This is a genomic window from Rhizobacter sp. P3_C12 (assembly GCF_056402735.1).
On record NZ_JBFUGW010000010.1, the window covers coordinates 1 to 25,393 of the forward strand.

26 protein-coding genes are annotated in these 25,393 nt (G+C 70.0%); 6 read left to right on the forward strand and 20 right to left on the reverse strand.

The genetic code is table 11. From position 1 onward, the window contains the following. Positions 1 to 74 precede the first annotated feature (74 nt). Both rimI and tsaB read right to left on the reverse strand, forming a co-directional pair. Positions 75 to 575, reverse strand: coding sequence for a ribosomal protein S18-alanine N-acetyltransferase (rimI, locus tag AC1DXV_RS03410; RefSeq protein ID WP_477932490.1), 501 nt, complete (start codon positions 573 to 575; stop codon positions 75 to 77). Continuing rightward, positions 572 to 1,291 (reverse strand): tRNA (adenosine(37)-N6)-threonylcarbamoyltransferase complex dimerization subunit type 1 TsaB, encoded by a 720-nt coding sequence (tsaB, locus tag AC1DXV_RS03415; protein ID WP_477932492.1) that lies wholly within the window; start codon positions 1,289 to 1,291, stop codon positions 572 to 574. Before tsaB ends, rimI begins: the two co-directional genes overlap by 4 nt. 41 nt (positions 1,292 to 1,332) lie before the next feature. On the opposite strand from tsaB, the gene dacB reads away from it, so the two are divergent. Further along, positions 1,333 to 2,754: a D-alanyl-D-alanine carboxypeptidase/D-alanyl-D-alanine endopeptidase gene (gene dacB, locus AC1DXV_RS03420; RefSeq protein WP_477932494.1), complete on the forward strand. Its 1,422-nt coding sequence runs from the start codon at positions 1,333 to 1,335 to the stop codon at positions 2,752 to 2,754. 6 nt (positions 2,755 to 2,760) lie between these two features. Here the strand turns inward: dacB and AC1DXV_RS03425 are convergent, their stop codons facing one another. From AC1DXV_RS03425 to purE, 6 genes are all read right to left on the reverse strand, one after another. Next, entirely contained in the window at positions 2,761 to 3,432 is a 672-nt protein-coding gene (locus AC1DXV_RS03425; protein ID WP_477870878.1) for an OmpW/AlkL family protein, read from the reverse strand. 38 nt (positions 3,433 to 3,470) lie between these two features. Beyond that, positions 3,471 to 4,565 (reverse strand): SGNH/GDSL hydrolase family protein, encoded by a 1,095-nt coding sequence (locus AC1DXV_RS03430; RefSeq protein ID WP_477870879.1) that lies wholly within the window; start codon positions 4,563 to 4,565, stop codon positions 3,471 to 3,473. Positions 4,566 to 4,720: 155 nt separating this feature from the next. Further along, positions 4,721 to 5,722 (reverse strand): SGNH/GDSL hydrolase family protein, encoded by a 1,002-nt coding sequence (locus AC1DXV_RS03435; RefSeq protein WP_477870880.1) that lies wholly within the window; start codon positions 5,720 to 5,722, stop codon positions 4,721 to 4,723. Positions 5,723 to 5,758: 36 nt separating this feature from the next. Continuing rightward, positions 5,759 to 6,757, reverse strand: a complete 999-nt coding sequence (locus tag AC1DXV_RS03440) for an L-threonylcarbamoyladenylate synthase (protein WP_477932496.1) — start codon at positions 6,755 to 6,757, stop codon at positions 5,759 to 5,761. A gap of 22 nt (positions 6,758 to 6,779) precedes the next feature. Continuing rightward, entirely contained in the window at positions 6,780 to 7,946 is a 1,167-nt protein-coding gene (locus tag AC1DXV_RS03445) for a 5-(carboxyamino)imidazole ribonucleotide synthase (RefSeq protein ID WP_477932498.1), read from the reverse strand. Beyond that, a complete protein-coding gene (gene purE, locus AC1DXV_RS03450) occupies positions 7,943 to 8,407 on the reverse strand; it encodes a 5-(carboxyamino)imidazole ribonucleotide mutase (RefSeq protein WP_477864960.1) in 465 nt (154 codons plus the stop codon). The genes AC1DXV_RS03445 and purE overlap by 4 nt, the downstream gene beginning before the upstream one ends. 128 nt (positions 8,408 to 8,535) lie before the next feature. Here purE and AC1DXV_RS03455 point away from each other — a divergent pair, with 128 nt between their 5' ends. After that, positions 8,536 to 9,474: a tetratricopeptide repeat protein gene (locus AC1DXV_RS03455; RefSeq protein WP_477864957.1), complete on the forward strand. Its 939-nt coding sequence runs from the start codon at positions 8,536 to 8,538 to the stop codon at positions 9,472 to 9,474. A gap of 60 nt (positions 9,475 to 9,534) precedes the next feature. Here the strand turns inward: AC1DXV_RS03455 and AC1DXV_RS03460 are convergent, their stop codons facing one another. The 3 genes from AC1DXV_RS03460 to fba form a co-directional block, all read right to left on the reverse strand. Continuing rightward, positions 9,535 to 10,629, reverse strand: a complete 1,095-nt coding sequence (locus AC1DXV_RS03460; RefSeq protein WP_477932500.1) for a tetratricopeptide repeat protein — start codon at positions 10,627 to 10,629, stop codon at positions 9,535 to 9,537. Positions 10,630 to 10,634: 5 nt separating this feature from the next. Continuing rightward, positions 10,635 to 11,540 (reverse strand): phosphoribosylaminoimidazolesuccinocarboxamide synthase, encoded by a 906-nt coding sequence (locus tag AC1DXV_RS03465; protein ID WP_477932502.1) that lies wholly within the window; start codon positions 11,538 to 11,540, stop codon positions 10,635 to 10,637. Positions 11,541 to 11,641: 101 nt separating this feature from the next. Then, positions 11,642 to 12,706, reverse strand: a complete 1,065-nt coding sequence (gene fba / locus AC1DXV_RS03470; RefSeq protein WP_477864954.1) for a class II fructose-bisphosphate aldolase — start codon at positions 12,704 to 12,706, stop codon at positions 11,642 to 11,644. Positions 12,707 to 12,961: 255 nt separating this feature from the next. Here fba and AC1DXV_RS03475 point away from each other — a divergent pair, with 255 nt between their 5' ends. Continuing rightward, entirely contained in the window at positions 12,962 to 13,978 is a 1,017-nt protein-coding gene (locus AC1DXV_RS03475; protein WP_477864953.1) for an ATP-binding protein, read from the forward strand. Positions 13,979 to 14,033: 55 nt separating this feature from the next. On the opposite strand, the gene AC1DXV_RS03480 is transcribed toward AC1DXV_RS03475, so the two are convergent. The 9 genes from AC1DXV_RS03480 to def form a co-directional block, all read right to left on the reverse strand. After that, positions 14,034 to 15,239, reverse strand: coding sequence for a threonine ammonia-lyase (locus AC1DXV_RS03480; protein WP_477864952.1), 1,206 nt, complete (start codon positions 15,237 to 15,239; stop codon positions 14,034 to 14,036). Positions 15,240 to 15,309: 70 nt separating this feature from the next. Further along, a complete protein-coding gene (pyk, locus tag AC1DXV_RS03485) occupies positions 15,310 to 16,740 on the reverse strand; it encodes a pyruvate kinase (protein ID WP_477864951.1) in 1,431 nt (476 codons plus the stop codon). A gap of 82 nt (positions 16,741 to 16,822) precedes the next feature. Beyond that, on the reverse strand, positions 16,823 to 18,028 hold the full coding sequence (locus AC1DXV_RS03490; protein WP_477932504.1) for a phosphoglycerate kinase: 1,206 nt from the start codon (positions 18,026 to 18,028) through the stop codon (positions 16,823 to 16,825). Between the two features lie 95 nt (positions 18,029 to 18,123). Beyond that, on the reverse strand, positions 18,124 to 18,453 hold the full coding sequence (locus AC1DXV_RS03495; RefSeq protein ID WP_477864949.1) for an AzlD domain-containing protein: 330 nt from the start codon (positions 18,451 to 18,453) through the stop codon (positions 18,124 to 18,126). 85 nt (positions 18,454 to 18,538) lie between these two features. After that, positions 18,539 to 19,303, reverse strand: a complete 765-nt coding sequence (locus tag AC1DXV_RS03500) for an AzlC family ABC transporter permease (protein WP_477932506.1) — start codon at positions 19,301 to 19,303, stop codon at positions 18,539 to 18,541. 35 nt (positions 19,304 to 19,338) lie between these two features. Next, complete coding sequence (locus AC1DXV_RS03505; protein ID WP_477864947.1) at positions 19,339 to 19,779, reverse strand: hypothetical protein; 441 nt, start codon at positions 19,777 to 19,779, stop codon at positions 19,339 to 19,341. 115 nt (positions 19,780 to 19,894) lie between these two features. Next, positions 19,895 to 20,740: a zinc metalloprotease HtpX gene (htpX, locus tag AC1DXV_RS03510; protein ID WP_465110648.1), complete on the reverse strand. Its 846-nt coding sequence runs from the start codon at positions 20,738 to 20,740 to the stop codon at positions 19,895 to 19,897. 54 nt (positions 20,741 to 20,794) lie between these two features. Beyond that, positions 20,795 to 21,751 (reverse strand): methionyl-tRNA formyltransferase, encoded by a 957-nt coding sequence (gene fmt, locus AC1DXV_RS03515; RefSeq protein ID WP_477932508.1) that lies wholly within the window; start codon positions 21,749 to 21,751, stop codon positions 20,795 to 20,797. A 14-nt stretch (positions 21,752 to 21,765) separates the two neighbouring features. Continuing rightward, a complete protein-coding gene (def, locus tag AC1DXV_RS03520) occupies positions 21,766 to 22,278 on the reverse strand; it encodes a peptide deformylase (RefSeq protein WP_477873702.1) in 513 nt (170 codons plus the stop codon). A gap of 208 nt (positions 22,279 to 22,486) precedes the next feature. Here def and AC1DXV_RS03525 point away from each other — a divergent pair, with 208 nt between their 5' ends. The 3 genes from AC1DXV_RS03525 (at position 22,487) to AC1DXV_RS03535 (ending at position 25,375) form a co-directional block, all read left to right on the forward strand. Beyond that, the gene (locus AC1DXV_RS03525; protein WP_477932510.1) at positions 22,487 to 23,656 is read left to right on the forward strand and encodes a LysM peptidoglycan-binding domain-containing protein; all 1,170 of its coding nucleotides are present in this window, start codon (positions 22,487 to 22,489) and stop codon (positions 23,654 to 23,656) included. A gap of 57 nt (positions 23,657 to 23,713) precedes the next feature. Next, positions 23,714 to 24,859: a DNA-processing protein DprA gene (gene dprA / locus AC1DXV_RS03530; RefSeq protein WP_477932512.1), complete on the forward strand. Its 1,146-nt coding sequence runs from the start codon at positions 23,714 to 23,716 to the stop codon at positions 24,857 to 24,859. Positions 24,860 to 24,922: 63 nt separating this feature from the next. Further along, the gene (locus AC1DXV_RS03535; protein WP_477864443.1) at positions 24,923 to 25,375 is read left to right on the forward strand and encodes a Smg family protein; all 453 of its coding nucleotides are present in this window, start codon (positions 24,923 to 24,925) and stop codon (positions 25,373 to 25,375) included. Positions 25,376 to 25,393: the final 18 nt, after the last annotated feature.

Consider the following 25,393-nt stretch of genomic DNA (forward strand, 5'->3'; position numbering starts at 1 on the left):
CCGCCACCTCGTCGCCCTGCGCCGGCGCATCCCACACGCGGATGCCCATCTCCTGCAGCATCGCGACCTGGCGTTCACTCCRGCGCATCGGCACCCTCCACCTGCAGGCTCATCACCGCCGCATCCTCGCGCCCGCTCGGGTGCGTGGCGCGCGACGCCGGGTAGTAGCCGCGGCGCATGCCGATCGACTGGAAGCCGTAGCGCAGGTACAGCGCGCGGGCGCGCTCGTTGCTCTGCCGCACCTCCAGCCACAGCTGGCCGGCGCGGCGCTCGCGGCACACGGCGACCAGCTCGTCGAGCAGGAAGCGCGCGTGGCCCTGGCGCTGGAAGGCCGGCGCGACGGTCAGGTTCAGCAGGTGCATCTCGTCCACGCCGGGCATCGCGATGAAGTAGCCCAGCATCTCGCCGCGCTCGCCGTAGATCACGCGGGCCACGTAGCCGGCGGCCAGCGAGTCGATGAAGTTGCCGTGGGTCCACGGGAATTCATAGGCCTGGCGCTCGATCTCGAGCACCGCATCGAGCTGCGTGACGCCCAGCGGCAGCAGCAGGCGCTTGTCCCTCAGTACCGCGCTCATGCCAACGCCTTCGCTTTCATCGCCTTGTCGTGCGCGCGCTCGGCAGTCGTCTGCGCCACCTTGTCGCGCAGGTAGACCGGCAGCGCGTGCGCGGCAGCTACACGGATGCCCTGCGCCCACAGCTGCGTGGCGACGCGCGCCAGCGCCTCGGCCCGCGAGCGCGCCTGCGGCACGCGGCGCACCGACGGCGCGATCACCAGCCGCTCGCCGAAGGCATCGAGCGCCGAGCCGGCGATCACGTCGATGGGCTGTTCCTGCAGCAGCGCATTGAACGCCTCGATGCGCAACAGCGCGGGCGCCGCGGTCACCGCCCAGTGCCCGTCGCTCCAGCGGTAGCGGCCGGCGTAGATCTCGTCCATGCGCGCATCCATCGCGACGCAGACCTCGGCCGCATCGGTCTGCGCGCGCGCATCGTCGGCCACCAGCATCAGGCTGTCGACCGGGATCACCGGCTTGGCCGCGCCGTACGCCAGCCCCTGGGCCACCGAGCACGCGGTGCGCAGCCCGGTGAAGGCGCCGGGGCCGCAGCCGAAGGCGATCGCGTCGACATCGGCCAGCGCCAGGCCGTGCGCGGCCAGCAAGGCCATCAGCTCGGGGATCAGCGCGGCCGAGGCCTGCGCGCCGCCGGCGCCGTCGTGCGCGGCCTGCCGCCCGGGCGCGACCAGCGCGATTGCCATCGCGTCGGTGGAGGTGTCGAAAGCCAGCAGCGTGCCCATGGCGACAGTCTAAAGCCCGGGGTGCGTGAGATCATCAGGAGATGGGGAATGTAGGGAGACGCATCCTGCTGGGCGCCGTCGGGCTGTGGGCCGCGATGCCCGCGCTGGCGGCACCGCTGCCGGTCGAGGCCGAGGTGGCGCTCGACGCCGCCAAGGTGCCGCGCGAGGCGATGGTCGCCTGGGTGCAGGAGGTCGGCGCGAGCGCGCCGCGGCTCGACTGGCAATCGCGCCAGCCGGTCAACCCGGCGTCGCTGATGAAGCTGCTGACCACCTCGGCCGCGCTCGAGTTGCTGGGCCCGGCGTGGACGTGGTCGACGCCGGTCTGGCTGCAGGGCACGGTGCGCAGGCCGGGCCCGAACGGCGTGCTCGACGGCGACCTCGTGATCCGCGGCACCGGCGACCCCAAGCTCGTGCCCGAGCGGCTGTGGATGATGCTGCGCCGCGTGCAGCAGCTCGGCGTGCACGAGATCCGCGGCGACATCGTGCTCGACCGCAGCGCGTTCCGCCCGGCGCTGCAGAACCCGGCCGATTTCGACGGCGATCCGCTGCGCCCGTACAACGTGCAGCCCGATGCGCTGATGCTGAACTACAAGTCGCTGACGCTGACCTTCGCGCCCGACGCGGTGGCCGGCGTCGCCCGCATCACCGCAGACGTGCCGCTGGCGGGCCTGCAGGTCGACGACGGCGTGCCGCTGATCGCCGGCCCCTGCGACGACTGGCGTGCGCCGCTGCTGCTCGATGTCGCCGACCCGGCGAAGCTGAAGGTGGCCGGCGGCTTCCGCAAGCTGTGTGGCGAGAAGTCGTGGTCGATCGCCTGGCCCGAGCCGCAGCGCTACAGCGAGCGCCTGCTGCGCGGCCTGTGGCACGAGATGGGCGGCAAACTGAGCGGCCGCGTGCGCGATGGCCTCGCGCCGTCCACGCCGCCGAGCTTCGAGCTGGTGTCGCCGCCGCTGGCCGAGGTGGTCCGCGACATCAACAAGTTCAGCAACAACGTGATGGCGCAGCAGCTGTTCCTGACGCTCGGCCTGACGCAGCGCGGCCTCGGCTCGCCGGAGCTCGCGCGCGAGGTGCTGCGCCAGTGGCTGGCCGAGCGCTGGCCGGAGGCGGCGCCGTCGGTCGCGATCGACAACGGTTCGGGGCTGTCGCGCGATTCGCGCATCACCGCGCAGCTGCTCGCCCGCGTGCTGCAGGCCGACTGGATGGGGCCGGTGATGCCGGAGCTGATGAGCTCGCTGCCGGTCAGCGGCCTCGACGGCACGCTGAAGCGCTCGCGCGCGACGCTCGGCCGCGGGCACCTGAAGACCGGGTCGCTGAAGGACGTGGCCGGCATCGCCGGCTTCGTGCTGGGCAACAGCGGCCGGCGCTACATCGTGGTGGCCATCATCAACCACCCCAACGCCAACGCCGCCCGCCCGGCCCTCGACGCGATGACCCAGTGGGTCATCAACGACACGGTGAACTGACGCCGCTCAGAACCGGTAGCCCACCGAGAGGTTGGTCGAGATCGGGTCCAGCTTCGTGTCGATCGACTGCCCGGTCGACAGCTTGGTGGTCGTCTTCAGGTAGGTCTTGATGACCGAGCCGTCGACGAACCAGTGCGCGTCGAACTGGTAGCTCAGGCCGAGCTGGAACGACGGCCCGAAGGCCGAATCCGTCGACATCGAGGTCGGCGGGCCGCCCGGGTTGGTCAGCGCGGTCAGCGCGCCCGAGCCTTCCGCGCCGTAGAAGTGCGCGTAGGTCAGGCCGGCGCCGACGTAGGGGCGAAAGGGCGAGCTCGCCTCCAGGAAGCGGTACTGCGCGAACAGCGTCGGCGACACCTGCTTGACCGTGCCCAGCTTGCCGACGCCCGACAGCGCGCCGTCGCCCACCACGTCGTGCTTGTAGGGCAGGCCGGCGAAGAACTCCAGCGAGACGTTGTCGGTCAGCATGTAGCCGAGCGTGAAGATCGCCTGCGTGTCGCTCTTCACGTCGACCTTGCTGTTGGGCAGGCTGGAGGCGCTCAGGTCGTCGCTCTTCACCTGCGGCGCGATCTGGTTGGCGCCGGCCTTCACCATCCAGGTGCCGGCCGATTGCGCGAGCGCCGCGGTGCTGCCGAGCAATGCCAGCGCCGCGATCGCAAGGGTCTTGATGCCATGGGTCATGGGAATGTCCTTTRGTGGGCTGATCGATGGGCGCGGGCTCAGAGCCAGCCGCTTTCGACCATGCGCTTGGCGACGAACCGCGCGAGCAACTGGTAGGCGAACGGCGTCGGGTGCACCGTGTCGGCGAACTCGTAGCGCGAGGTGTCGCCGGCGATCAGCGTGTCGGTCGAGCACACCAGCGAACTGGCGAAGGGCATCTGGACCGTGTTGGCGGTGTTCGCGCTGGTCAGGTCGCAGGCCGGTGCCGTCACGTTGGTCAGGCCGTACATCTCAGGATGGGCGACCTGGTCGCGGCCCTGCGTGTAGGCGTCGACCTCGAGCACGCCCGTGGTGCCGGCCAGGCCGGCGTGCAGCTGGGCGTTGAACTGCGTCACCATCGTGTTGATCAGCGTCTGCGCGTCGGCACTCTGCGAATAGCCGAGTGGCGTCTGGCTGACGTCGGGCAGGTTCACGACGACGACGTGCGTCGCCCCCTTGGCGAGGATCAGCGTCTTGATGTAGGCCGCCAGCTCGCCGCCGGCCGTGGCCATGGCCGTGACGGCCTGCGTCGGCGTGGCCTGGGCCGCGCTCACGGCCGCCAGGTTGATGAACACGTCGTTGCCGCCGGCCATCACGGTGACCAGCTCGGTGCCGCTGAAGCTGCCGCCGACGGCGGTCAGGTGGTTGTTGATCTGCGTGACGACCGGCACGGTGAGCTGGCCGACGTAGCCGCTGGTGTCGCCGGCGGCAATGAGGGCCTTGTTGCCGGGGCCGACCGGGTTGGTCACCCGCGCCCCGCCCTGGGCGTAGCCATAGCAGCCGGCGTGGGGCGCGGCGGCCTGTGCGAAGCCGGCCAGCGGCCCCGACGATTCCAGCCCGGTCTGCGCCGCGCATGGGGCACCGGTGCCGGCCTGCACGGCCAGCAGCTCGGTCCAGTTCTTCGCGGCGCTGCTGTTCACGGTGTACTTGCCGCCGTGGGTGGTCGCGACCAGCGCGGCCGTGGCGTACGTCCCGACATCGCTCAGGCTGTCACCGAACGACACCGTCGCGCTGTACTGCACGCGCGGCGACTGGTCGCCGTCACCCCCGCCGCCACACGCGGCGAGCAGCAGCGACGCGAGCGTCACCGCACCCCAGGAACGGAAGTTCTTCATGCAATCCCCTTGGTTGGTCGGCGGGCGCACGGCGGCCCCCACCGTTCGTGATGAATGGTTGCGGCCGACTATAAAGAGGCACCGTTGCGATGCCTCGTCGGAGAAACCCGCTCGCCGTGTAAAGAAGCGTGGCTGGCGAGCCGGGAATCAGCCGTCTAGAACGGGTTGTTGACGGCGCGGCTGGAAGCCATCGAGCCGAGCTGGCTGTGGGCGACGGGGCCGAAGCGCAGGTTGTCGGCCCACAGCCACGTGCCGGCGGTCGCATCGAGGACGCCCGATTCCGGCACCTTCTTCAGCGTCGAGATGGTGCAGTTCGGCAGCACGGCGGTGCTCAGGCAGGCCGCCGCGTTGTTGTTCACCAGCCCGTAGTTGGGGTAGTTGCGCACCATGTCCTGCAGGCGCTCGTCGAACACCACCAGGCCGACCGACTTGCCGCCGTCCTTCACGTCCTGGAGCTTCAGCCGCAGCGCGGCATTGAACTGGAAGCTCAAGGCCGACAGGAAGGCCGCGCGCCCCGGGTTCGCCAGGTCCTCGGCGACCGCATACGGCGTCAGGCCCTGGTCGGCGGCGGTCGCGACGACCACCTTCGCGCCGAGGTCGGCCAGCCGGATGATCTGCCCGCCCAGTGCATCGCCGGCCGCGGCGGCGGCCGCCTGCAGGCTGCCCGCGTCCTGGCCGGGGAACTGCTGGTACAGCGCGACGATGTCGTTGGCGCCGGCCATCACCGTGACCAGGTCCTTGTTCGACAGCGAGTCGCCGGAGGTGAACTGCGTGATCTGCGAGGCCACGTCGTTGACGCCGGCACCCACCGCCGCCAGCGTCTGCGCCGTGACCGCCGCGCTGTTCGGGTTGCACTCCGCGAAGATCAACCCGAAGGTGCCGGCCACCATCTGGATCCAGATCGGGTTGGTGGCGCAGTCCAGCGCGGTGGTTGGCGTGGCCGGGGTGGTGGTGGTGTCGAAGATCACCGCGTTGATGCTGTACTTGGCACTGGTGCTCGACATCACGCTGGCTTCGTCGCCGAACGAGACCAGCCGCCGCGGCACGAAGCGCTCGACCTGCGTGCCGCCACCGCACGATGCGAGCTGCGTGGCCGCCAGCACGGCCGCACCGAGGCGCACCCAGCTCTTTTGCTTCGGATCAGCCTTGAAAATCATGAACACTCCAGAGGGGAAAACGGTGAGGGGAGGAAGTCAGGCGGCGGCAGCCCGTTGCAGGCGGTCGCGCACACCGTCCCATTCGGGATCGGCGGGCGGCTCTTCCACCCAGATCAGATGCACGCCCTCGGCATCGAGTTCGCGCAGCGCGGAAAAAAGTTCGTGGGCCGCCTGCGATGCCTGCGACGGCATCACGCGGTGGCGCAGCCCGCGCACCGCCTTGGCGGGCACGGTTCGCGAATATACCGCCAGCTTCAATGTCGAGCCTTCGAGCATCTGCAACGCGGTATTCAGCATCGGCCCGGCCATCAGGCGCAGCTTGGCGCGCGGGGCGTAGTGGGCCTCCAGCGTGCCGGAGGCGCGCGGCGCGGCGTCGTCGCGGTCGGCCAGCGGCTGGCCGGCGGCGGTCTCCAGCTGCCGGCGCGTCAGCACGCCGGGGCGCAGCAGCACCGGGCGGCCGCGCGAGCAGTCGACGATGCTCGATTCGATGCCGACCTCGCAGTCGCCGCCGTCGAGCACCAGCAGCGTGTCGCCGAACTCCTCGACCACGTGCGCAGCGCGCGTCGGGCTGATGCGGCCGAAGCGGTTCGCGCTGGGCGCTGCGACACCCGGCACGCCCAGCGCCTTGGCTTCGCGCAGCAGCGCCTGCGCGACCGGGTGCGAGGGGCAGCGCAGGCCGATGCTGTCCTGGCCGCCGGCCGACGCGCCGGCCACGCCGGGCATGCGCGGCACGATCAGCGTCAGCGGGCCGGGCCAGAAGCGGGCCGCGAGCTGCTGTGCGACGGCCGGCCAGTCGGCGGCGAACACCTGCGCCGAGCCGACGTCGGGCACATGGACGATCAGCGGGTGGTCGGCCGGCCGGCCCTTGGCGGCGAAGATCTTCGCGACGGCCGCGTCGTCATCGGCGCGGGCGGCCAGGCCGTAGACCGTCTCGGTCGGCATGCCGACCAGCTCGCCATCGGCCAGCGCACGGCCGGCCTGGTGGATGGCCTGGGTGGCCGCGGCAGCGGCGGGATCGCGGGCGTCGAGCAGCACGGCAGGTCCTCGTCTCAGCCGCTCACCAGGCCGCGAGGCCCAGGTGCTCGGCCGCCTGCAGCGCGACCGCGTGGGCGAGCTCGGCCGTCGCGGCGGTGACCGTCAGGTGGCCCATCTTGCGGCCCGGGCGGGCGCTGGCCTTGCCGTAGAGGTGCAGGTGCACGCCTGGCAGCGCCAGCACCGCGGCCCAGTCGGGCTCGATCTCGTTGGCGCTGCCGTCGCGGAACCACAGGTCCCCCAGCAGGTTCAGCATCACCGCCGGCGAGTGCAGCCGCGGCGCGGCCAGCGGCGCGCCGGCCAGCGTGCGCACCTGCAGGTCGAACTGCGACTGGTCGCAGGCGTCGAGCGTGTAGTGGCCGGAGTTGTGCGGGCGCGGCGCCATCTCGTTGGCGACCAGCCGGCCGTCCTTCAGCACGAAGAACTCGACGCACAGCACGCCGACGTAGCCGAGCGTCGCGGCGATGCGCCCGGCATGCGCGATCGCCTGCTGCTGCACGTCGGGCGTCACGTCGGGCGAGGGCACGCGCGTCACCGCGAGGATGCCGTCGCGGTGCAGGTTCTGCTGCAGCGGGAAATGCACGCTCGCGCCGTCGGCGCCGCGCGCGACGATCACGCTCACCTCATAGGCCAGCGGCAGCATCTGCTCGAGCACGCAGGGCACCTGCTTCAGCGCGTCCCACGCGGCGGCGAGCGCGGCGCGGTCGGCCACCCGCACCTGGCCCTTGCCGTCGTAGCCGAGGCGGGCGGTCTTCAGGATGCCGGGCAGCAGCGCGGCGTCGACGGCGTCGAGCTGGGGGCGCGTCTCGATCAGCGCGAACGGCGCGCACGGCACGCCGCAGCGGCCGAAGTGCGCCTTCTCGGCCGCCCGGTCCTGGCAGACCGCGACCGCATCGCCCGCCGGCGCGACCGGCCGCATCGCGGCCAGCGTGCGCAGCGCGGCGGCCGGCACGTTCTCGAACTCGGTGGTGATGGCCGCGCTGACGGCCGCCAGCTGCGTGAGCCCGGTCGAATCGAGGTAGTCGGCACGCACATGGTGGTGCGCGACCAGGCCGGCCGGGCTGGCGGCGTCGGGGTCGAGCACCGCGGTGGCGTAGCCCATCTGCTGCGCGGCATGCACGAACATGCGGCCGAGCTGGCCGCCGCCCATCACGCCCAGGGTCTGGCCGGGGGGGATGAAGCGCTGCGTCATTTGAGTTCGGAGGACATCGCCCGGGCCACCTCGGTCTGGCGGGCGCGGTACGCCTCGAGCTGGGCGCGCAGCGCGGGCTGCTCGCAGGCCAGCATCGCGACGGCGAACAACGCGGCATTGGCCGCGCCGGCCGCGCCGATCGCGAAGGTCGCGACCGGGATGCCCTTGGGCATCTGCACGATGGAATGCAGCGAATCGACGCCCTGCAGGTGACGGCTCGCGACCGGCACGCCCAGCACCGGCACGGTGGTCTTGGCGGCCAGCATGCCGGGCAGGTGGGCGGCGCCGCCGGCGCCGGCGATGATCGCGCGCAGGCCGCGCGGCGCGGCCGTTTCGGCGTAGGCGAACATGTCGTCGGGCATGCGGTGGGCAGAGACCACGCGCGCCTCGTAGGGCACGCCGAACTCGGCGAGAATCTCGGTCGCGAGGCGCAGGGTCTCCCAGTCGCTGCTGGAACCCATCACCACGCCAACCACGGGGGCGCTGCTCACGGCTCGCTCCAAGGGCTGAACAACCTTGAATTGTAGGCGGCGCGGCCCATCTGACTGATCGACCTCACTGCAGCATCGCCTGCCATTGCCGGAACACGATGGACATCACGATTCAGAACTTCGAAGCCGACCTGATCAACGCCTCGGTCGAGCAGCCGGTGCTGCTGGACATCTGGGCCCCCTGGTGCGGCCCCTGCAAGGCGCTGACGCCGGTGCTCGAGAAGATCGAGGTCGCCTACGCCGGCCGCTTCAAGCTGGCCAAGCTGAATGCCGACGAGCAGCCCGAGATCTCCGCCCAGCTGTCGCAGATGTTCGGCGTGCGCAGCATCCCGTTCTGCGTGCTGTTCAAGGGCGGCCAGCCGGTCGACGGCTTCGTCGGCGCGCTGCCCGAGGCGCAGGTGCGCGAGTTCCTCGACCGGCACGTGCCGAGCGCCGAGGAAGCGGCGGCCGGCGAAGACCTGGCCGCGGCCGAGGAGCTGCTGGCCGAGGGCGATGCCGACAGCGCACTGGAGCGCCTGCAGGAGGCGGTGGCGATCGACCCGGGCAACGACGTGGCCCGCTACGACTACCTGCGCGCGCTGCTGACGGCCGGCCGTGTCGACGACGCGCGCCGCGCGTTCGACCCGGTCGCGAGCAAGGTGATGCTGGACGCGCGGCTGGCCGCGGCCGGCCACTGGCTGGCGGCCTGCGAGAAGGCCGCGTCGGCGCGCGGCCCCGAGCCGCTGGCCGCGGCGATCACTGCGAACAAGCGCGATTTCGACGCCCGCTTCGAACTCGCCCAGACCCACTTCGCCGCGCAGCGCTTCACGCAGGCGATGGACGAGCTGCTCGAGATCGTGATGCGCGACAAGGCCTGGAACGGCGAACTGGCGCGCAAGACCTACGTGGCCATCCTCGAGCTGATGAGCAAGCCGGCGCCGAAGCAGGAGGTGGCGGCACCAAAGGGCGCGCTGGAGGTCACGGGCAAAGTCAATGCCGCGCCGGCCGATCCGGTGATCGACCAGTACCGCCGCAAGCTCAGCATGGCGCTGTTCTGATCCGTAGCCCGGATGCCAATCCGGGATTCGTGACGCACAGCCCCCGGATTGGCATCCGGGCTACGCAAGCGCTGCCTCGAGCAGGCGCACCACTTCCGCCTGCTCGTCGGCGAAGGCCTTCCAGGCCGCCTCGGCCTGCTGCGAGTGCTTCCTGGCAGCCTCATGCTGCCCGAGCGCCGCGTAGACCTGCGCCAGCCGGCTGTGCGTGGCGGCGCGGTCGTCCAGGTCGCAGTCGGCGCGGTTCGCGGCCTCGGCGGCCTGCGCGTCTTCGCGCGCCAGGTCGAGCTGCTTCAGCTGGATGCGGCACCAGCCCTGGTCGGCACGCAGCCAGTTCGCCATGTGGGCCGCGCCCTGCGTCAGCGCATGGTCGAGGTGCTGCTCGTACAGCGGCAAGGCGTCGGCGTGCCGGCCCTGCAGCGACAGCAGCTGCGCCCGCATGACCGGCGCCAGCGCGTCGAGCGCCGCGGTGCCGACCAGCGCATCGAAGTTCTGCGACGACTCGGCGCCGAGCATCGCCTGCCGCGTGGCCTGCGCCTCGCCGGGGCCGCTCAGCACGTTCTGGCGCGCCTGGCTGGCGTTCAGCCAGGCCATGTTGGCGAGCAGCGCCGCGAGCGTCGTCTCGTCGCCCTCGGACGTGGCGTGCTGGCGGGTCAGCGCGTACCAGGGCTGGGCCCGCTCGTAGCGGCCGGCGAAGTGGTAGGTCTGCGCGATCACCAGGCTGATGCGCGACTGCGCCGCATGGTGCTTCGCATCGGCGAGCTGCAGTGTCTCGGCGACGCGCCGCGCCATCGACGCGAAGTCGTGCCGCACGTAGTCGAGGTGGGCCAGCCAGGCGCAGCACAGCGCATGCAATGCCGGTTCGCGCGCGGCGCCGCTCATCGCGTAGGCGCGGTGGATCTTGTCGACCGCCTCGGCCGAGCCGAGCTTGCCGTAGTGCGCGATCAGCCCTTCGGCCAGGCTGATCCACGCGCTCAGCGCCATGTGCGGCTGCACGGCGTACTGCTGCTGCAGGCCGGTGAGCGCCTTGCGCGCGTCGTCGAAGTGGCCGAGGCGCGCCATCAGACAGGCGCGTTCGGCGCGCAGGCAATCGGCCTTGACCGGGTTGCCGGCGGCATCGATGGCGGCGTCGAGCTGCTTCAGCAGGCGGGACTGCATGGCGCTCAGGAGGTGAGGCGTTGCAGGGCTTCGCGGTACTTGGCGGCGGTCTTCTCGACCACCTCGGCCGGCAGGGATGGCGCCGGCGCGCGCTTCGGCCAGGGCTGGCCGTCGATGCGGACCTGCTCGAGCCAGTCGCGCACGAACTGCTTGTCGTAGCTCGGCGGGTTGCGGCCTTCGCGGAAGGCGGCGTCGTAGCCCTCGACCGGCCAGAAGCGCGACGAATCGGGCGTCAGCACCTCGTCCATCAGCGTCAGCGTGCCGTCGCTGTCGAGCCCGAACTCGAACTTGGTGTCGGCGATGATGATGCCCTTCTTCAGGGCGATCGCGGCGGCGCGGGTGTAGAGCTGGATCGCGGTGTCGCGCACGCGGGTGGCCAGCTCGGCACCGACGATCTGCGCCATCCGGTCGAACGAGATGTTCTCGTCGTGGTCGCCCATCTCGGCCTTGGTGGCAGGCGTGAAGATCGGTGCCGGCAGCGGGCTCGCGTTCTTCAGCCCGGCCGGCAGCGCGACGCCGCACACCGACTGGCTCTGCTGGTACTCGCTCCAGCCGCTGCCGGCCAGGTAGCCGCGCACGACGGCCTCGACGGGCAGTGGCTTCAGGCGCTTGACGAGCATCGAGCGGCCGCGCACCTGTGCGCGCTCGGCGGCGGTGACGACGCTCTCGGGGTCGTCGCCGGTCAGGTGGTTCGGGATGATGCCCTCGAGGTGGGCGAACCAGAACAGCGCCATCTGCGTCAGCAGCTCGCCCTTGCCGGGGATCGGCTCGCCCATGATCACGTCGAAGGCGCTGAGCCGGTCGCTCGCCAGCATCAGGATGCGGTCCGTGCCCACCGCGTAGTTGTCGCGGACCTTGCCGCGCGCGAGCAGGGGCAGGGAGGTGAGGGTGGAGTTCAGCACGGCGTTCATGGGCTCTTTCGGCGCAGGGGCAGGACAGCGCCGGATTGTAGTGAGCCACGAACGACGAAGCCCGGCATGGCCGGGCTTCATCAACAGTGAGGATGCGGGTTTCAGACCACCATCTGCGCCAGCTCACCCTTGGCATACCGCTGCGCCACCTGCGCCAGGCTCTGCGCCTTGATCTTGCCGGACTGGCCTTCGCAGCCGAACTCCAGGTAGCGCTGCTTGCAGATCGCCTTGGCGGCCTCGCGCGCCGGCTTCAGGTACTCGCGCGGGTCGAACTTTTCCGGGTTCTGCACGAAGAACTTGCGGATCGCCGCCGTCATTGCCAGGCGGATGTCGGTGTCGATGTTGATCTTGCGCACGCCGTGCTTGATGGCTTCCTGGATCTCGCTGACCGGCACGCCATAGGTTTCCTTCATGTCGCCGCCGAACTCGCGGATCGCGGCCAGCAGCTCCTGCGGCACGCTCGAGCTGCCGTGCATCACCAGATGGGTGTTCGGGATGCGGGCGTGGATTTCCTTGATGCGGCTGATCGCGAGGATGTCGCCGGTGGGCTTGCGGGTGAACTTGTAGGCGCCGTGGCTGGTGCCGATCGCGATCGCCAGCGCGTCGAGCTGCGTGCGCTTGACGAAGTCGGCGGCCTGCTCCGGGTCGGTCAGCAGCTGGTCCATCGTCATCGTCGCGTCGGTGCCGTGGCCGTCTTCCTTGTCGCCCTTCATCGTCTCGAGCGAGCCGAGCACGCCCAGTTCGCCTTCGACCGTGACGCCGACCCGGTGCGCGATGTCGACCACCTTGCGCGTCACGTCGACGTTGTAGTCGTAGCTGGCGATGGTCTTGCCGTCGGCCTGCAGCGAGCCGTCCATCATCACCGAGCTGAAGCCCAGGTTGATGGCGCCCTGGCAGACATCCGGGTTCTGGCCGTGGTCCTGGTGCATCACCAACGGAACCCGGGGGTAACTTTCGACCGCGGCGAGGATCAGGTGCTTGATGAACGGCTCGCCGGCATATTTGCGGGCGCCGGCGCTGGCCTGCAGGATGACCGGGGCGCCGACCTCGTCGGCGGCGCTCATCACGGCCTGCACCTGCTCGAGGTTGTTGACGTTGAAGGCCGGAATTCCGTAGCCGTTCTCGGCGGCATGGTCCAGCAGCTGACGCATCGAAACGAGTGGCATGGCGATGTCCCTGGAAGTGAAGAAACCCTTCAGCCGGCATGAAACCGCGCTGTAACTCGCGGCATTGTACTGAGCCCCTCCACGGGAAAACCCCGTGCCGGCGATGGCCTCCCCCGAGCGCGGGGGGGCGGCGGGCCGGCCCCCAGCATGCACCGGAAATGGCCGGTCTTCCAGCCGCTTTTCCCGCTCAAGTCGTGCGGCGGGCGCGGGACACTGATTGCAACATCCGACCGTCCCGCTGGAGGGAAACCCGTCATGGCCCGACTCGACCTGAATGCACTCACGCTGTGGATCACCGCGGCGGCCCATCAACAACCGCAGGATCTCGCGGCGCAGGTGGCCGAGCGCACCGGCGTCTCGCGCGCCACCGCCAACAAGGCGCTGCGCCGGCTGGCCGAGATGGCGTGGCTGGTGCGCGAGGGCAGCGCCTCGCGGCCGCTGTACCGGCCGGGCACGATGCGCCAGGTGGTGCAGCGCTACCCGCTGCACGGCCTCGGCGAGGACCTGCCGTGGTCGCGCGACTTCTCGCCGTTCTTCACGCTGCCGGATGCCGTGCGCCGCATGGTGCACCACGCCTTCACCGAACTGCTGAACAACGCGATCGACCACAGCGCCGGGCAGAGCGTCACGGTGTCGATGCGTCAGACCGGCAGCCATGCGCAGCTGCTGGTGTCGGACGACGGCCGCGGCCTGTTCGACAAGATCAACGAATCCTTCGCGCTCGACGAGCCGCATCTCGCGATGCTCGAGCTCAGCAAGGGCAAGCTGACCAGCGCGCCGGACCGCCATTGCGGCCGCGGGCTGTTCTTCACCTCGAAGCTGGCCGACGTGTTCGACCTGCATGCCAACGAATCGGCGTTCCAGCACCGCGGCTGGGAGGCCGGCCGCTGGCGCGAAGGCAAGCCGCTGAAGCACCAGGGCACGTCCATCTACGTGGCGTTCGCGCTGGACAGCACGCGCACGCTGGAGCAGGTGCTGCAGGCGCACAGCGCCGACGGCGCCGGCTACGACTTCGAGCGCACTGTGGTGCCGCTGCGGCTGCTGACGACGACGCAGTCGGGCCTGGAGTCGCGTGCGCAGGCGCGCCGCGTCGGCGCACGCCTGAACCAGTTCCGCCGCGCGGAGGTCGATTTCAGCGGCGTGACGAGCGTCGGGCACAGCTTTGCGGACGAACTGTTCCGCGTGCTGGCGAACGAGCAGCAAGGCCTGGACCTGGTGCCGATCAACATGCTGCCCGCGGTGGCGGCCATGGTCGCCAGCATCCGCCCGTAGCCCGGATGCCAATCCGGGATCGCGTCGGCACCACCCACCCGGATTGGCATCCGGGCTACCCGATGCGTTCCGCTCTGTAACCCTGCGCCCGCATCGCGGCCAGGATCTCCTCGATGTGGGCCACGCCGCGCGTGTGCACCACCACCTCGATCTCCGCGCGCTCCACCGACAGCGAGCTGAACGCCCGCTGGTGCTGCACCTCGTCGATGTTGGCGCCCAGCTTGCCGAGCAGCGTCGCCACGTCGGCCAATGCACCGGGCACGTCGCGCACATCCATGCGCAGGCGCGCCAGCCGGCCCGACTTCACCATGCCGCGCTGGATGATCTCGCCCAGCACCAGCGGCTCGATGTTGCCGCCGGAGAGGATCAGCCCGACCTTGCGCCCGGCGAAGCGCGCGCGGTGCTTCATCAGCGCCGCGAGGCCGACGGCGCCGGCGCCCTCGACCACCGTCTTCTCGATCTCCAGCAGCATCAGGATCGCCTGCTCGATGTCGTCCTCGCCGACCAGCAGCACGTCGTCGACATGCTGCTGGATCAGCGGCACGGTCAGCACCCCGGGTACCTTGACGCCGATGCCGTCGGCGATCGTCGCCTGCGCGCTCTCGCGCTGCTGGTTGTGCACGACGTTCCAGACGGCCGGGAAGCGCTCGGTCTGCACGCCGATCACCTGGATGCCCGGCTTCAGCGCCTTGGCGGCGCTCGCGATGCCGCCGATCATGCCGCCGCCGCCGATCGCCACCACCAGCGTGTCGAGGGCCGGCTGCTGCGCCAGCATCTCGAGCGCGATCGTGCCCTGGCCGGCGGCCACGTCGAGGTCGTCGTAGGGGTGCACCAGCGTCAGGCCGCGCTCCTGTGCGAGGCGCAGGCCGTGCGCGCGCGCATCGTCGAAGGTGTCGCCTTCGAGCACCACGGTGGCGCCGAAGCCGCGCGTGCGCTCGACCTTGACCGCCGGCGCGAAGCGCGGCATCACGATGGTGGCGGGGATGCCCAGGCGCTGCGCGTGGTACGCGACGCCCTGCGCATGGTTGCCGGCCGAGACGGCGAGCACGCCGCGCGCGCGCTCGATGTCGCTCAGCTGGGCGATCTTGTTGAGGGCGCCGCGYTCCTTGAAGGAKGCRGTGAACTGCAGGTTCTCGAACTTCAGGAACACCTCGCAGCCGGCGATGGCCGAGAGGGTCCGCGAAGGCACGCAGGGGGTGTCGAGCACCTGGCCGTGCAGCCGCTCGGCGGCGGCACGGATGTCAGCGAGGACTAGGGTCATGCAGTGATTGTGGCCGGCTTCGACAAGCTCAGCCCCACCCTTCGACAAGCTCAGGGCGAACGGGGGTCGTTCAGCCGACGCGGCAGACCTTCAGCATGTTGGTGCCGCCCGGGTAGCCCATCGGCTCGCCGCAGGTGATCGCGTAGGTGTCGCCCGGCTTCAGCACGCCCTTCTCGATCAGCAGCATCTCGGCGCGCTTCAACGCCTCGTCGCGGTCGCTGAAGTTCGGCATCAGCAGCGGGCGCACGTTGCGGTACAGCATCATCTTGCGCTGCGTGACCACCTGCGAGGTCAGGCCGTAGATCGGCACGTGGATCTTGTGGCGGCTCATCCACAGCGACGTCGAGCCCGATTCGGTCAGCGCGAGGATCGCCTTGCAGCCCAGGTGGTAGGCGGTGAACAGCGCGCCCATCGCGATCGACTGGTCGATGCGGCCGAACTTCTTGTTCGTGAAGCCGGCGTCCAGCGAGATCTCCTCGGCGCGCTCGGCCTCGATGCAGATCGTGGACATCATCTCCACCGTCTCGACCGGGTACTTGCCGGCCGCCGTCTCGGCGCTCAGCATCACCGCGTCGGTGCCGTCGAGCACCGCATTGGCCACGTCGCTCACCTCGGCGCGCGTGGGCACCGGGTTGACGATCATCGATTCCATCATCTGCGTCGCGGTGATGACCACGCGGTCCATCTCGCGCGCCATCTTGATCATGCGTTTCTGCAGCGCCGGCACCGCGGCGTTGCCGACCTCGACCGCGAGGTCGCCGCGCGCGACCATGATGCCGTCGCTCGCGCGCAGGATGCTCTCGAGTGCCGGGATCGCCTCGGTGCGCTCGATCTTCGCGATCAGCGCCGGCTTGTGGCGCCACGGCTCGCCGGCCACGTTGGCCAGCTGGCGCGCCATCTCCATGTCGGTCGCGTTCTTCGGGAAGCTCACCGCCAGGTACTCGCACTGGAAGCTCATCGCGGTCTTGATGTCCTCCATGTCCTTGGCGGTCAGCGCCGGGGCGGTCAGGCCGCCGCCGGCCTTGTTGATGCCCTTGTTGTTCGACAGCTCGCCGCCGATCACGACGGTGGTGTGCACCTGGTCGCCGCGCACCGCGTCGACCGTCAGCTTCAGCAGTCCGTCGTTCAGCAGCAGCGTGTCGCCGGGCTTCACGTCGCGCGGCAGCTCCTTGTAGTCGAGGCTCACCAGCTCGTTGGTGCCGAGCGCGGTGCTGCTGGCGTCGAGCACGAACTTCTGGCCCGGCTCGAGCATCGTCTTGCCGCCCTCGAACTTGCCGACGCGGATCTTCGGGCCCTGCAGGTCGGCCATGATGGCCACTTCCTTGCCGGCGGCGCGGGCGACCTCGCGCACGAGGGCGGCGCGGTCGATGTGGTCCTGGGCCTTGCCGTGCGAGAAGTTCAGCCGCACCACGTCGACGCCGGCGCGGATCATCTGAGCCAGCACCTCCGGCGAACTGGAAGCGGGGCCGAGGGTGGCGACGATCTTGGTGGCGCGGGGCATGGTGGAGGTCTCCGGTCTTGTCGTTGTGGGTGCTGCAATCAGGGGTGCCGGCACGGGGTGGGCCGGCGCGCGGCCGGTACGGTCAGGCTTGGGCACGGCGCTGCAGGATCTCGAAAGCTGGCAGCGTCTTGCCTTCCAGCACTTCGAGGAAGGCGCCGCCGCCGGTCGAGATGTAGCCGACATCCTTCTCGATGCCGTACTTCGCGATCGCGGCCAGCGTGTCGCCGCCGCCGGCGATGCTGAACGCATCGGAGGCGGCGATCGCGCGCGCCAGCGTCTCGGTGCCGTGCGCGAACGCATCGAACTCGAACACGCCGACCGGGCCGTTCCAGACGATGGTGCCGGCGGCCTTCAGCTGGGCAGCGAGACGGGCGGACGTTTCCGGGCCGATGTCGAGGATCAGGTCATCGGCTTCGACGGCCGAGGCCGCCTTCACGGTGGCCGGCGCGTCGGCCGCGAAGGCCTTCGCGGTGACGACGTCGGTCGGGATCGGCACCGCGGCGCCGCGCGCCTTCATGGCCTCGATCACCGCCTTGGCCTCGCCGACCAGGTCGGCCTCGACCAGCGACTTGCCGATCGGCAGCCCGGCGGCCAGCAGGAAGGTGTTGGCGATGCCGCCGCCGACGATCAGCTGGTCGACGTTCTTCGCGAGCGACTGCAGGATCGTCAGCTTGGTGCTGACCTTGCTGCCGGCGACGATCGCCACCAGCGGGCGCTTCGGGTTGGCCAGCGCCTTCGTGATCGCGTCGATCTCGGCGGCCAGCAGCGGGCCGGCGCAGGCGATCTTCGCGAACTGCGCGATGCCGTAGGTCGAGGCCTCGGCGCGGTGCGCGGTGCCGAAGGCGTCGTGCACGAAGATGTCGCACAGCGCGGCCATCTTGCGCGAGAGCTCTTCGCTGTTCTTCTTCTCGCCCTTGTTGACGCGGCAGTTCTCGAGCAGCACCACCTGGCCGGGCGCGACCTGCACGCCGCTGCTGTTGCCGCCCACCCAGTTCGCGATCACCGGCACCTCGCGGCCGAGCAGCTCGGAGAGGCGCTTGGCGACCGGCGCCAGCGAATCCGCGGGCTTGAACTCGCCCTCGGTCGGGCGGCCCAGGTGCGAGGTCACCATCACCGCGGCACCGGCCTTCAGGGCCAGCTCGATGCAGGGCACCGAGGCGCGGATCCGGGTGTCTTCGGTGATGCGGCCGGTGTCGTCCAGCGGCACGTTCAGGTCGGCACGGATGAACACGCGCTGGCCTGCAGCTTTGCCTTGGGCTGCAAGGTCTTCAAAACGGAGAACGTTCATGGGCGGCCAAAGTTAGAGGGGGAATTCTAGGGATGCCGCAGGCGCAAAAGTTACGAAGCGGTTCCGAGATCCATTGGACACCAGCCGGGCGGCGTCTACCAGCCCAGCAGCAGTTTCAGCGGCACCAGCACGGCCATGCCGACGACGATGGTGCCGAGGATGCCGCGGCGCCAGAAGAACCACGCGGTGGCGGCCACCACGGCGTAGATGCGCGCGTCCTGCCAGGTGCTGATCAGCTGGCCCTGGCTCATCACGACCTCGGGCACGACGACGGCCGCCAGCGCCGCGAGCGGGGCGAAGCGCAGGCCGCGCTGCACCCAGCCGGGCAGGCGCAGCTCGCGTTCGGGAATCAGGAAGAAGCAGCGGGTGACCACGGTGATCAGGGTCAGGCCGATGATCGTGATGAAGGATTCCCAATCGCTCATGACGACCCCTCGCTCAATGAGTTCATCGAGCGATCCCCCGAGGGGATGCGGGCCGGCTTGGGAGCGGCCCGGCGCTCGGCCCGCCTCATGACGCCACCCGGTCGCGCGGCTTGGTGCGCATCAGCGACGCGAGCACGCGCCGCCCGGCATCGCCGCCGCCGTCGATCATCAGCCCGATGCACACCGCGGCGGCGATCGCGACCACCATGTTCAGCCGGTACGGCAGCGCGAAGGCCGCGACGGCGGCAGCGCCGGCCACCACCGCCGCGAAGCTGGTCGCCTTGTCGGACAGCAGCGCGTAGCCCAGCCCGAGCAGCGCCAGCACGCCGGCGAAACCGAGGCCCCAGTGCGTCGGCACCACGTCGGCCAGCACGATGCCGAGCACCGACGGCACCTGCCAGGCCAGCCAGCTCATGAAGCTGCTGCCGAGGAAGTACTCGATCTGGCCTTCGTCGTCGCGCGGTTCCTTGAACTTCTTCATGAAGAGCACGTAGTTCAGGTCGGCGGTCAGGTAGCCGAGCAGCATCCGCTGGCCGCGCGGGAAGCGCATGAAGAACGGCCGCCAGTGGGCGCTGAAGATCACGAAACGCAGGTTCACGCACAGCGCGGTGGCCCAGATCACCCAGGTCGGCGAGCCGGCACCCATCAGCGGGATGGCCGCCAGCTGTGCGCTGCCGGCGAACACCGTGAAGGTCATCAGCAGCGACAGCGGGATCGAGAGACCCGCCTTCACCATCGCGACGCCGGTCACCAGGCCCCAGGCGGCGATGCCCAGGCTGACGCCGGACATCTCGCGCATGCCGGTGGCGAACTGGGGGTGGCGGACGAGGGCGCGCAGCGGGGAACTCATGCGGGCATTGTCACCGCATGCGGGTTATCCCGCTGTCAGGTGTCGTTGTGGCGGGTCGCCTTGGCGCCCGGCGTCTTGGCCGGCCGCTTCTCGGCCGCTTCGGCTGGGGCATCGCCTTCGGGGGCGAGCTTGGCCTCGGGCTTCGCGTCGGCGCGGACGTCGGCCTTGGGCTCGGCCCTGGATTCACCCGACTTGGCGCCGCCTGCCAGCTGCGGCACCACCGGCTCGATCTTGTTCTCGCGCATGTAGTCGTTCATGTCGCGCCAGCCGGCGAACACCGAGGCCTTGTCGGCCTTCTTGTTGAGCGCGTAGCAATCCTCGATGGCCCGGTTGGCGTGGCGGCAGGCGCCGCCGATCGCGCGGCCGTCGGCCTCGCGGGCCGCGGCCAGCTTCTCGGCCGAGTCGACTCCCAGCATGTCGCAGCCGGCGAGGGCGGCGGCGCAGAGCAGGAACGCGGTGATCAGGTGGCGTGGCATGGCGGGCGGTGGTCCGGGGACGGGTCTGTGGTTGCAGTGTCCGCCGGTTCGCGAGCGGGGCAGGCGTGAAAAAGCCCCTCGAAGAGGGGCCAGTTCGGGGCTTTGCAGGAGCGGCTCAGGCCGGGCGCATGGCCATCAGGCGGGCGACGCGCTCTTCGGTCGACGGGTGGGTCGAGAAGAGGCCGCGCAGCCCGCCGCCGGACAGCGGGTTCATGATCATCATCTGCGCCGTCTCCGGATGGCGCTCGGCGGCTTCCATCGGCATCCCTTGCGCGTAGCGGTGGATCTTCTGCAGCGCGCTGGCCAGTGCCTGCGGATCGCCGGAGATCTCGGCGCCGCCGCGGTCGGCCTCGAACTCGCGGGCACGGCTGATCGCCATCTGGATCAGGCTGGCCGCCAGCGGCGCGAGCAGCATCACCAGCAGGCCGACGATCGGGTTGTGCGGCCGGCCCTCGCTGTCGCGGCCGCCGAAGAACATCGCGAAGTTCGCGAGCATCGAGATGGCACCGGCCATCGTCGCGCTGACCGTGCTGATCAGGATGTCGCGGTGCCGCACGTGCGCCAGTTCATGGGCCATCACGCCGCGCAGCTCGCGCTCGCTGAGCACGCGCAGGATGCCGGTGGTGGCGGCCACCGCCGCGTGCTCCGGGTTGCGGCCGGTCGCGAAGGCGTTCGGCGCGTCTTCATTGATCAGGTAGACGCGCGGCATCGGCAGTTGCGCGCGCTGCGCGAGTTCGCGCACCATGCGATAGAACTGCGGTGCCGAGGTCTCGTCGACCTCCTGCGCGTTGTACATGCGCAGCACCATCTTGTCGGAGAACCAGTAGCTGAAGAAGTTCATGCCGACGGCGACGAGCAGCGCGACCATCATGCCGGCGCGGCCGCCGATCATCGCGCCGATGGCCATGAACAGCGCCGTGATGGCAGCCATCAGCACCGCAGTCTTCAACAGGTTGAACATGGAGAGGCCCTTTCTCTGGCTACAGGGCCTCAGATGAGGTCCCGTGCTTCAAGTTCAATCGGTGCGGCCGAAAGCGCTGCCCGGCGCGACCGGGCGCGACTGCAGCCAGGCGCCAGCCGCCAGCCGCTTGCCGCCGGGGCGTTGCAGCTCGGTCAGCCGCAGCGATCCGCTGCCGCAGGCGACCTCGAGGCCTTCGGGGCCGCTGGACAGCACGGTGCCGGGCGCGCCGCTGCCGGTGCGGACTTCGCCGCGCCACAGCTTCACCGTTTCGCCCTCCAGCAACCCGGTGGCGCCGGGGAACGGATCGAAGGCGCGCAGCCGGCGCTCGATCAGATCGGCGGAAAGCGTCCAGTCGACCGCGGCCTCCGCCTTGTCGATCTTGTGCGCGTAGGTCACGCCCTCGGCCGGTTGCGGCGTGCGCGGCATGCCGCCGCAGGCGGCCAGCTCGAGCGCCTCGACGATCAGCCGGCCGCCGAGCGGCGCCAGCCGGTCGTGCAGGCTGGCGGTGGTGTCGGCCGGCCGGATCGGCAGGGTCTCGATCAACAGCATGTCGCCGGTGTCGAGACCTGCATCCATCTGCATGATCGTGATGCCGGTCTGTGTGTCGCCGGCCTCGATCGCGCGGTGGATCGGCGCGGCACCGCGCCAGCGCGGCAGCAGCGAGGCATGGATGTTCAGGCAGCCGCGCACCGGCAGGTCGAGCACCCACTGCGGCAGGATCAACCCGTAGGCGGCCACGACCATCACGTCGGGGCGGGCCGCCAGCAGCGCGCTGCGGGCCGCGGCGGCATCGTCGGGGTACTTGCCGTCCAGGCGCAGGCTGCGCGGCTGCGCGACCGCGATGCCGTGGCTTTCAGCGAATGCCTTCACCGGCGACGGCTGCAGCTTCATGCCGCGGCCGGCCGGGCGATCCGGCTGGGTCAGCACCAGCGGGATCTCGAAGCGGGCCGCATGCAGGCGGGCCAGGGCGACCTGCGCGAACTCGGGGGTGCCGGCGAAGACGACGCGCATCGGGGGCAGGCCGCTCAGGGACGCTGTTCGTCGCGCGTGCGCTTCAGCATCTTGGTCTTGATGCGGTCGCGCTTCAGCGAGCTCAGGTACTCGACGAACACCTTGCCCAGCAGGTGGTCCATCTCGTGCTGCACGCACACCGCGAGCAGGCCTTCGGCGTCGAACTCGCAGATTTCGCCGGCGCGGTTCAGTGCCCGCACGCTGACGCGGGCGTGGCGCGGGACCTTGTCGTAGACCTGCGGCACCGACAGGCAGCCTTCGTCGCCGGTCACCATCTCTTCGCTGAGCGCGGTCAGCTCGGGGTTGATCAGGACGTGCGGTTCGTCACGGCGCTCCGAGGTGTCGATCACGATCACGCGTTCGTGGACGTCGACCTGCGTCGCCGCCAGGCCGACGCCGTCGGCCTCGTACATGGTCTCCAGCATGTCGTCGACAAGCTGTCGGATGCGTGCGTCCACTTGCGTGACAGGCTTGGCAACGGTGTGCAGCCGGGGATCGGGGTAACGGAGTATCGAGAGCTTGGCCATGTGGGAAACGCGCAACGCCGGACGGCGTGACAGGACGCACGCGAGGTGTGTCCGGAAGTCAATTTCGTTGCGATATCAAGGGTTTAGGGGCAGAATCTGTGAAACTGAATGAAGATTTTCGCTGAGCCGCAGGCATCGTGCCGCGGCCCGGTTCAGTTAACCGCACAACGCAGCATTGTGCTGCCTGAGCGCCCGGAGACTTACCTTCATGACCCGAAGCCACCGTATCGCCCTGTCGTTCCCCCGGGCTGCCGCCATCACCGTTGCGCTGGGCGTCTGCTTCGGTTCCGCGACCGCGAACGCACAAGCCGGCAACTACCCGATCACTCCCAAGCAGCGCAGCACCGCGCAGCAGGTGGCCGAAGCCGGCGTCGCGCTGTCTGACCTGTCCCCCAATGCGCCCGACTCGTACACCGTGAAGCGCGGCGACACGCTGTGGGACATCTCCAGCGTGTTCCTGGTCAGCCCGTGGCGCTGGCCCGAGCTGTGGGGCATGAACCTCGACCAGATCCGCAATCCCCACCTGATCTACCCGGGCCAGGTGCTGTTCCTCGACAAGGCCAATGGCCGTGCCCGCCTGCGCGTCGGCTCCGGCGAGCAGGGCGGCGTCGTCAAGCTGTCGCCGCGCGTGCGTGAAGGCGACCTGTCGCGCGACGGCATCCCGGCGATCGCGCTGAACCTGATCGAGCCGTTCCTGAACGAGGCCGTGATCGTCGACGAGAACGAACTCGCGAAGGCGCCGCGCGTCGTCGCGACGCCGGAAGCCCGCGTGCTGCTGGCGCGTGGCGACAAGGCCTATGTGCGCGGCGACCTGGGCGGCGCGCGCAACTTCCGCTTCTTCCGCGAGCCGCAGGCCCTGCGCGACCCGACCACCAACGAGGTGCTGGGCTACGAGGCGTTCTACCTCGGCACCGGCGAGCTGATCCGCCAGGGCGACACCAGCGGCGCCGCACGTGCCGACGACATCGTTCCCGACACCTTCATGCTGACCAGCATCCGCCAGGAAGTGCGCGTCGGCGACAAGCTGTCGCCGGTCCCGCCGCGCGAATTCCAGAACTACATTCCGCGCGCGCCGCAGTCGCCGATCACCGGCCAGATCGTCTCGGTGTACGGCGAGGCCGTGGCGGCCGGCCAGAACCAGATCGTGTCGCTGAACAAGGGCGCGCGCGACGGGCTCGAGAAGGGCAACGTGCTGGCGCTGTGGAAGGACGGCGCGCGCACCGTCGACAAGACCGAAAAGGGCACGCCGGCGATCAAGCTGCCGGACGAGCGCCATGGCTACCTGTTCGTCTTCCGCGTGTTCGACCGCATGTCGTATGCGCTGATCCTGTCGGTGCAGGAACCGGTCCGCCGCGGCGACCGCTTCACGCAACCCTGATCGCCCCGCTGATCGCGACCGCAGCGTTGTCAAGCGGTCGCCGGTCGGTCGACCGGCATGGGTGCTTCCCCCGCGTTCCACGAGTCCGCCCCGATCGATGATTGGGCGGACTGGGTCCGGCTGGTCGAAACGCCCGGCATGGGGCGCGAGGCCGCCCGCAAGCTGCTGGCCGCCTTCGGGTCACCTGCGGCGGTGCTGCAGGCCGGCTCGGCCGCGCGCCGGCACGTCGTCGAGCCTGCCGCCGCGGATGCGCTGGACGACCTGCCGGCCGGGCTTTCCGATCTGCTGGAGACCACGCGCCGCTGGCTCGCGTCGTCATCCGCCGAGGCGCCGCGCCGCATCGTCACGCTGGGCGACCCGCACTATCCGGCCGCCCTGCTGCAGACTGCCGATCCGCCGCTGATGCTCTATGCCGAAGGGCGCATCGAGCTGCTGGCCGCCCCATGCGTGGCCATCGTCGGGAGCCGGCAGGCGACGATCCAGGGTCTCGCGAATGCGAAGGCCTTCGCCCAGGCGTTGAGCGAGGCCGGCATGACGGTGGTGTCGGGGCTGGCCCAGGGCATCGATGGCGCGGCCCACGAAGGGGCGCTGCAGGGGCTGTCGAGCACCATCGCGGTGGTCGGTACCGGCCTGGACCAGGTCTTCCCGAAACGCCATGCCGCGCTGGCGAAACGCATAGCCGCCGAAGGGCTGATGCTGAGCGAGTACGCGCTGGGCATGCCGCCGCTCGCGCACAACTTCCCGCAGCGCAACCGCATCATCACCGGCCTGTCGCGCGGCACGCTGGTCGTCGAGGCAGCGCTGCAATCGGGTTCGCTGATCAGCGCCCGGCTCGCCAGCGAGGCGGGTCGCGAGGTGTTCGCGATTCCCGGCTCGATTCATTCGCCGCAGTCGCGCGGCTGCCATGGGCTCATCAAGCAGGGTGCCAAGCTGGTCGAGAGTGCGGCCGATGTGCTCGAGGAATTCCAGTTCCAGCAGCGTGGTGATCCGGGAGCGACGGCCGACGTGGGCGTTGACTCCGGGAGCATCCCCGACGATGCCGTCATGGCGGCACTCGGGTTCGAGCCCGTCACGCTGGACGCGCTGGTCGCACGCACCGGATGGTCGGCGCAGCAGCTCAACATCCGCCTGCTGGAGCTGGAATTGGAAGGCCGCGTGAGCCGGCTTCCGGGCCAGCTGTTTCAGAGGGTTTCAGCTGCCTGAGCCACCCCGGACCCAGGGCTTTTTGCCAGTCATGCGGGAGTGACCGTGCGGTATAGTGGGTTCATGTTCGACGTGCTTGTCTACCTGTACGAAAACTACTGGCGGCCGGACGCATGCCCGGACCACGCCCAACTGACACGCAAGCTGTCAGCGATGGGCTTCGAGTCCGACGAGATCGAAGAGGCGCTGTCCTGGCTCGACGGCCTGGCCACTGCAGCGCAGTCGTACGGCGGCGAGCAGGGTCCCGACAGTCTTCGCGTCTACACGCCCACCGAGCAGGAGCACCTGGGCGAGGCGTCCATCGGCTTCGTCAGCTTCCTCGAATCGGCCGGCGTGCTGCCGCCACCGATGCGTGAGATGGTCATCGATCGCGCGACGGCGATTTCCGGCGGACCGGTCGACCTCGAAGACCTGAAGATCATCGTGCTGATGGTGTTCTGGAGCCTGGGCGAAGAACCCGATGCGCTGATCCTGGACGAGTTGTTCGTCGACGAGGCGGATCGGTTGATCCACTGACTTCCCCGCCTTGCCAAC

Bases quoted from the DNA above. Each gene is read 5' to 3' on its own strand.
- htpX (WP_465110648.1), bottom strand. From the start codon at position 20,740: ATGTTCAACCTGTTGAAGACTGCGGTGCTGATGGCTGCCATCACGGCG.
- AC1DXV_RS03495 (WP_477864949.1), bottom strand. From the start codon at position 18,453: ATGAGCGATTGGGAATCCTTCATCACGATCATCGGCCTGACCCTGATC.
- AC1DXV_RS03460 (WP_477932500.1), bottom strand. From the start codon at position 10,629: ATGCAGTCCCGCCTGCTGAAGCAGCTCGACGCCGCCATCGATGCCGCC.
- pyk (WP_477864951.1), bottom strand. From the start codon at position 16,740: ATGCCCCGCGCCACCAAGATCGTCGCCACCCTCGGCCCCGCTTCCAGT.
- fba (WP_477864954.1), bottom strand. From the start codon at position 12,706: ATGCCACTCGTTTCGATGCGTCAGCTGCTGGACCATGCCGCCGAGAAC.
- def (WP_477873702.1), bottom strand. From the start codon at position 22,278: ATGGCCAAGCTCTCGATACTCCGTTACCCCGATCCCCGGCTGCACACC.
- AC1DXV_RS03435 (WP_477870880.1), bottom strand. From the start codon at position 5,722: ATGATTTTCAAGGCTGATCCGAAGCAAAAGAGCTGGGTGCGCCTCGGT.
- AC1DXV_RS03490 (WP_477932504.1), bottom strand. From the start codon at position 18,028: ATGAACGTTCTCCGTTTTGAAGACCTTGCAGCCCAAGGCAAAGCTGCA.
- AC1DXV_RS03535 (WP_477864443.1), top strand. From the start codon at position 24,923: ATGTTCGACGTGCTTGTCTACCTGTACGAAAACTACTGGCGGCCGGAC.
- AC1DXV_RS03445 (WP_477932498.1), bottom strand. From the start codon at position 7,946: ATGACGCAGCGCTTCATCCCCCCCGGCCAGACCCTGGGCGTGATGGGC.
- fmt (WP_477932508.1), bottom strand. From the start codon at position 21,751: ATGCGCGTCGTCTTCGCCGGCACCCCCGAGTTCGCGCAGGTCGCCCTG.
- AC1DXV_RS03455 (WP_477864957.1), top strand. From the start codon at position 8,536: ATGGACATCACGATTCAGAACTTCGAAGCCGACCTGATCAACGCCTCG.
- AC1DXV_RS03525 (WP_477932510.1), top strand. From the start codon at position 22,487: ATGACCCGAAGCCACCGTATCGCCCTGTCGTTCCCCCGGGCTGCCGCC.
- tsaB (WP_477932492.1), bottom strand. From the start codon at position 1,291: ATGGGCACGCTGCTGGCTTTCGACACCTCCACCGACGCGATGGCAATC.
- AC1DXV_RS03505 (WP_477864947.1), bottom strand. From the start codon at position 19,779: ATGCCACGCCACCTGATCACCGCGTTCCTGCTCTGCGCCGCCGCCCTC.
- purE (WP_477864960.1), bottom strand. From the start codon at position 8,407: ATGGGTTCCAGCAGCGACTGGGAGACCCTGCGCCTCGCGACCGAGATT.
- AC1DXV_RS03500 (WP_477932506.1), bottom strand. From the start codon at position 19,303: ATGAGTTCCCCGCTGCGCGCCCTCGTCCGCCACCCCCAGTTCGCCACC.
- AC1DXV_RS03425 (WP_477870878.1), bottom strand. From the start codon at position 3,432: ATGACCCATGGCATCAAGACCCTTGCGATCGCGGCGCTGGCATTGCTC.
- dprA (WP_477932512.1), top strand. From the start codon at position 23,714: ATGGGTGCTTCCCCCGCGTTCCACGAGTCCGCCCCGATCGATGATTGG.
- AC1DXV_RS03430 (WP_477870879.1), bottom strand. From the start codon at position 4,565: ATGAAGAACTTCCGTTCCTGGGGTGCGGTGACGCTCGCGTCGCTGCTG.
- dacB (WP_477932494.1), top strand. From the start codon at position 1,333: ATGGGGAATGTAGGGAGACGCATCCTGCTGGGCGCCGTCGGGCTGTGG.
- AC1DXV_RS03465 (WP_477932502.1), bottom strand. From the start codon at position 11,540: ATGAACGCCGTGCTGAACTCCACCCTCACCTCCCTGCCCCTGCTCGCG.
- AC1DXV_RS03475 (WP_477864953.1), top strand. From the start codon at position 12,962: ATGGCCCGACTCGACCTGAATGCACTCACGCTGTGGATCACCGCGGCG.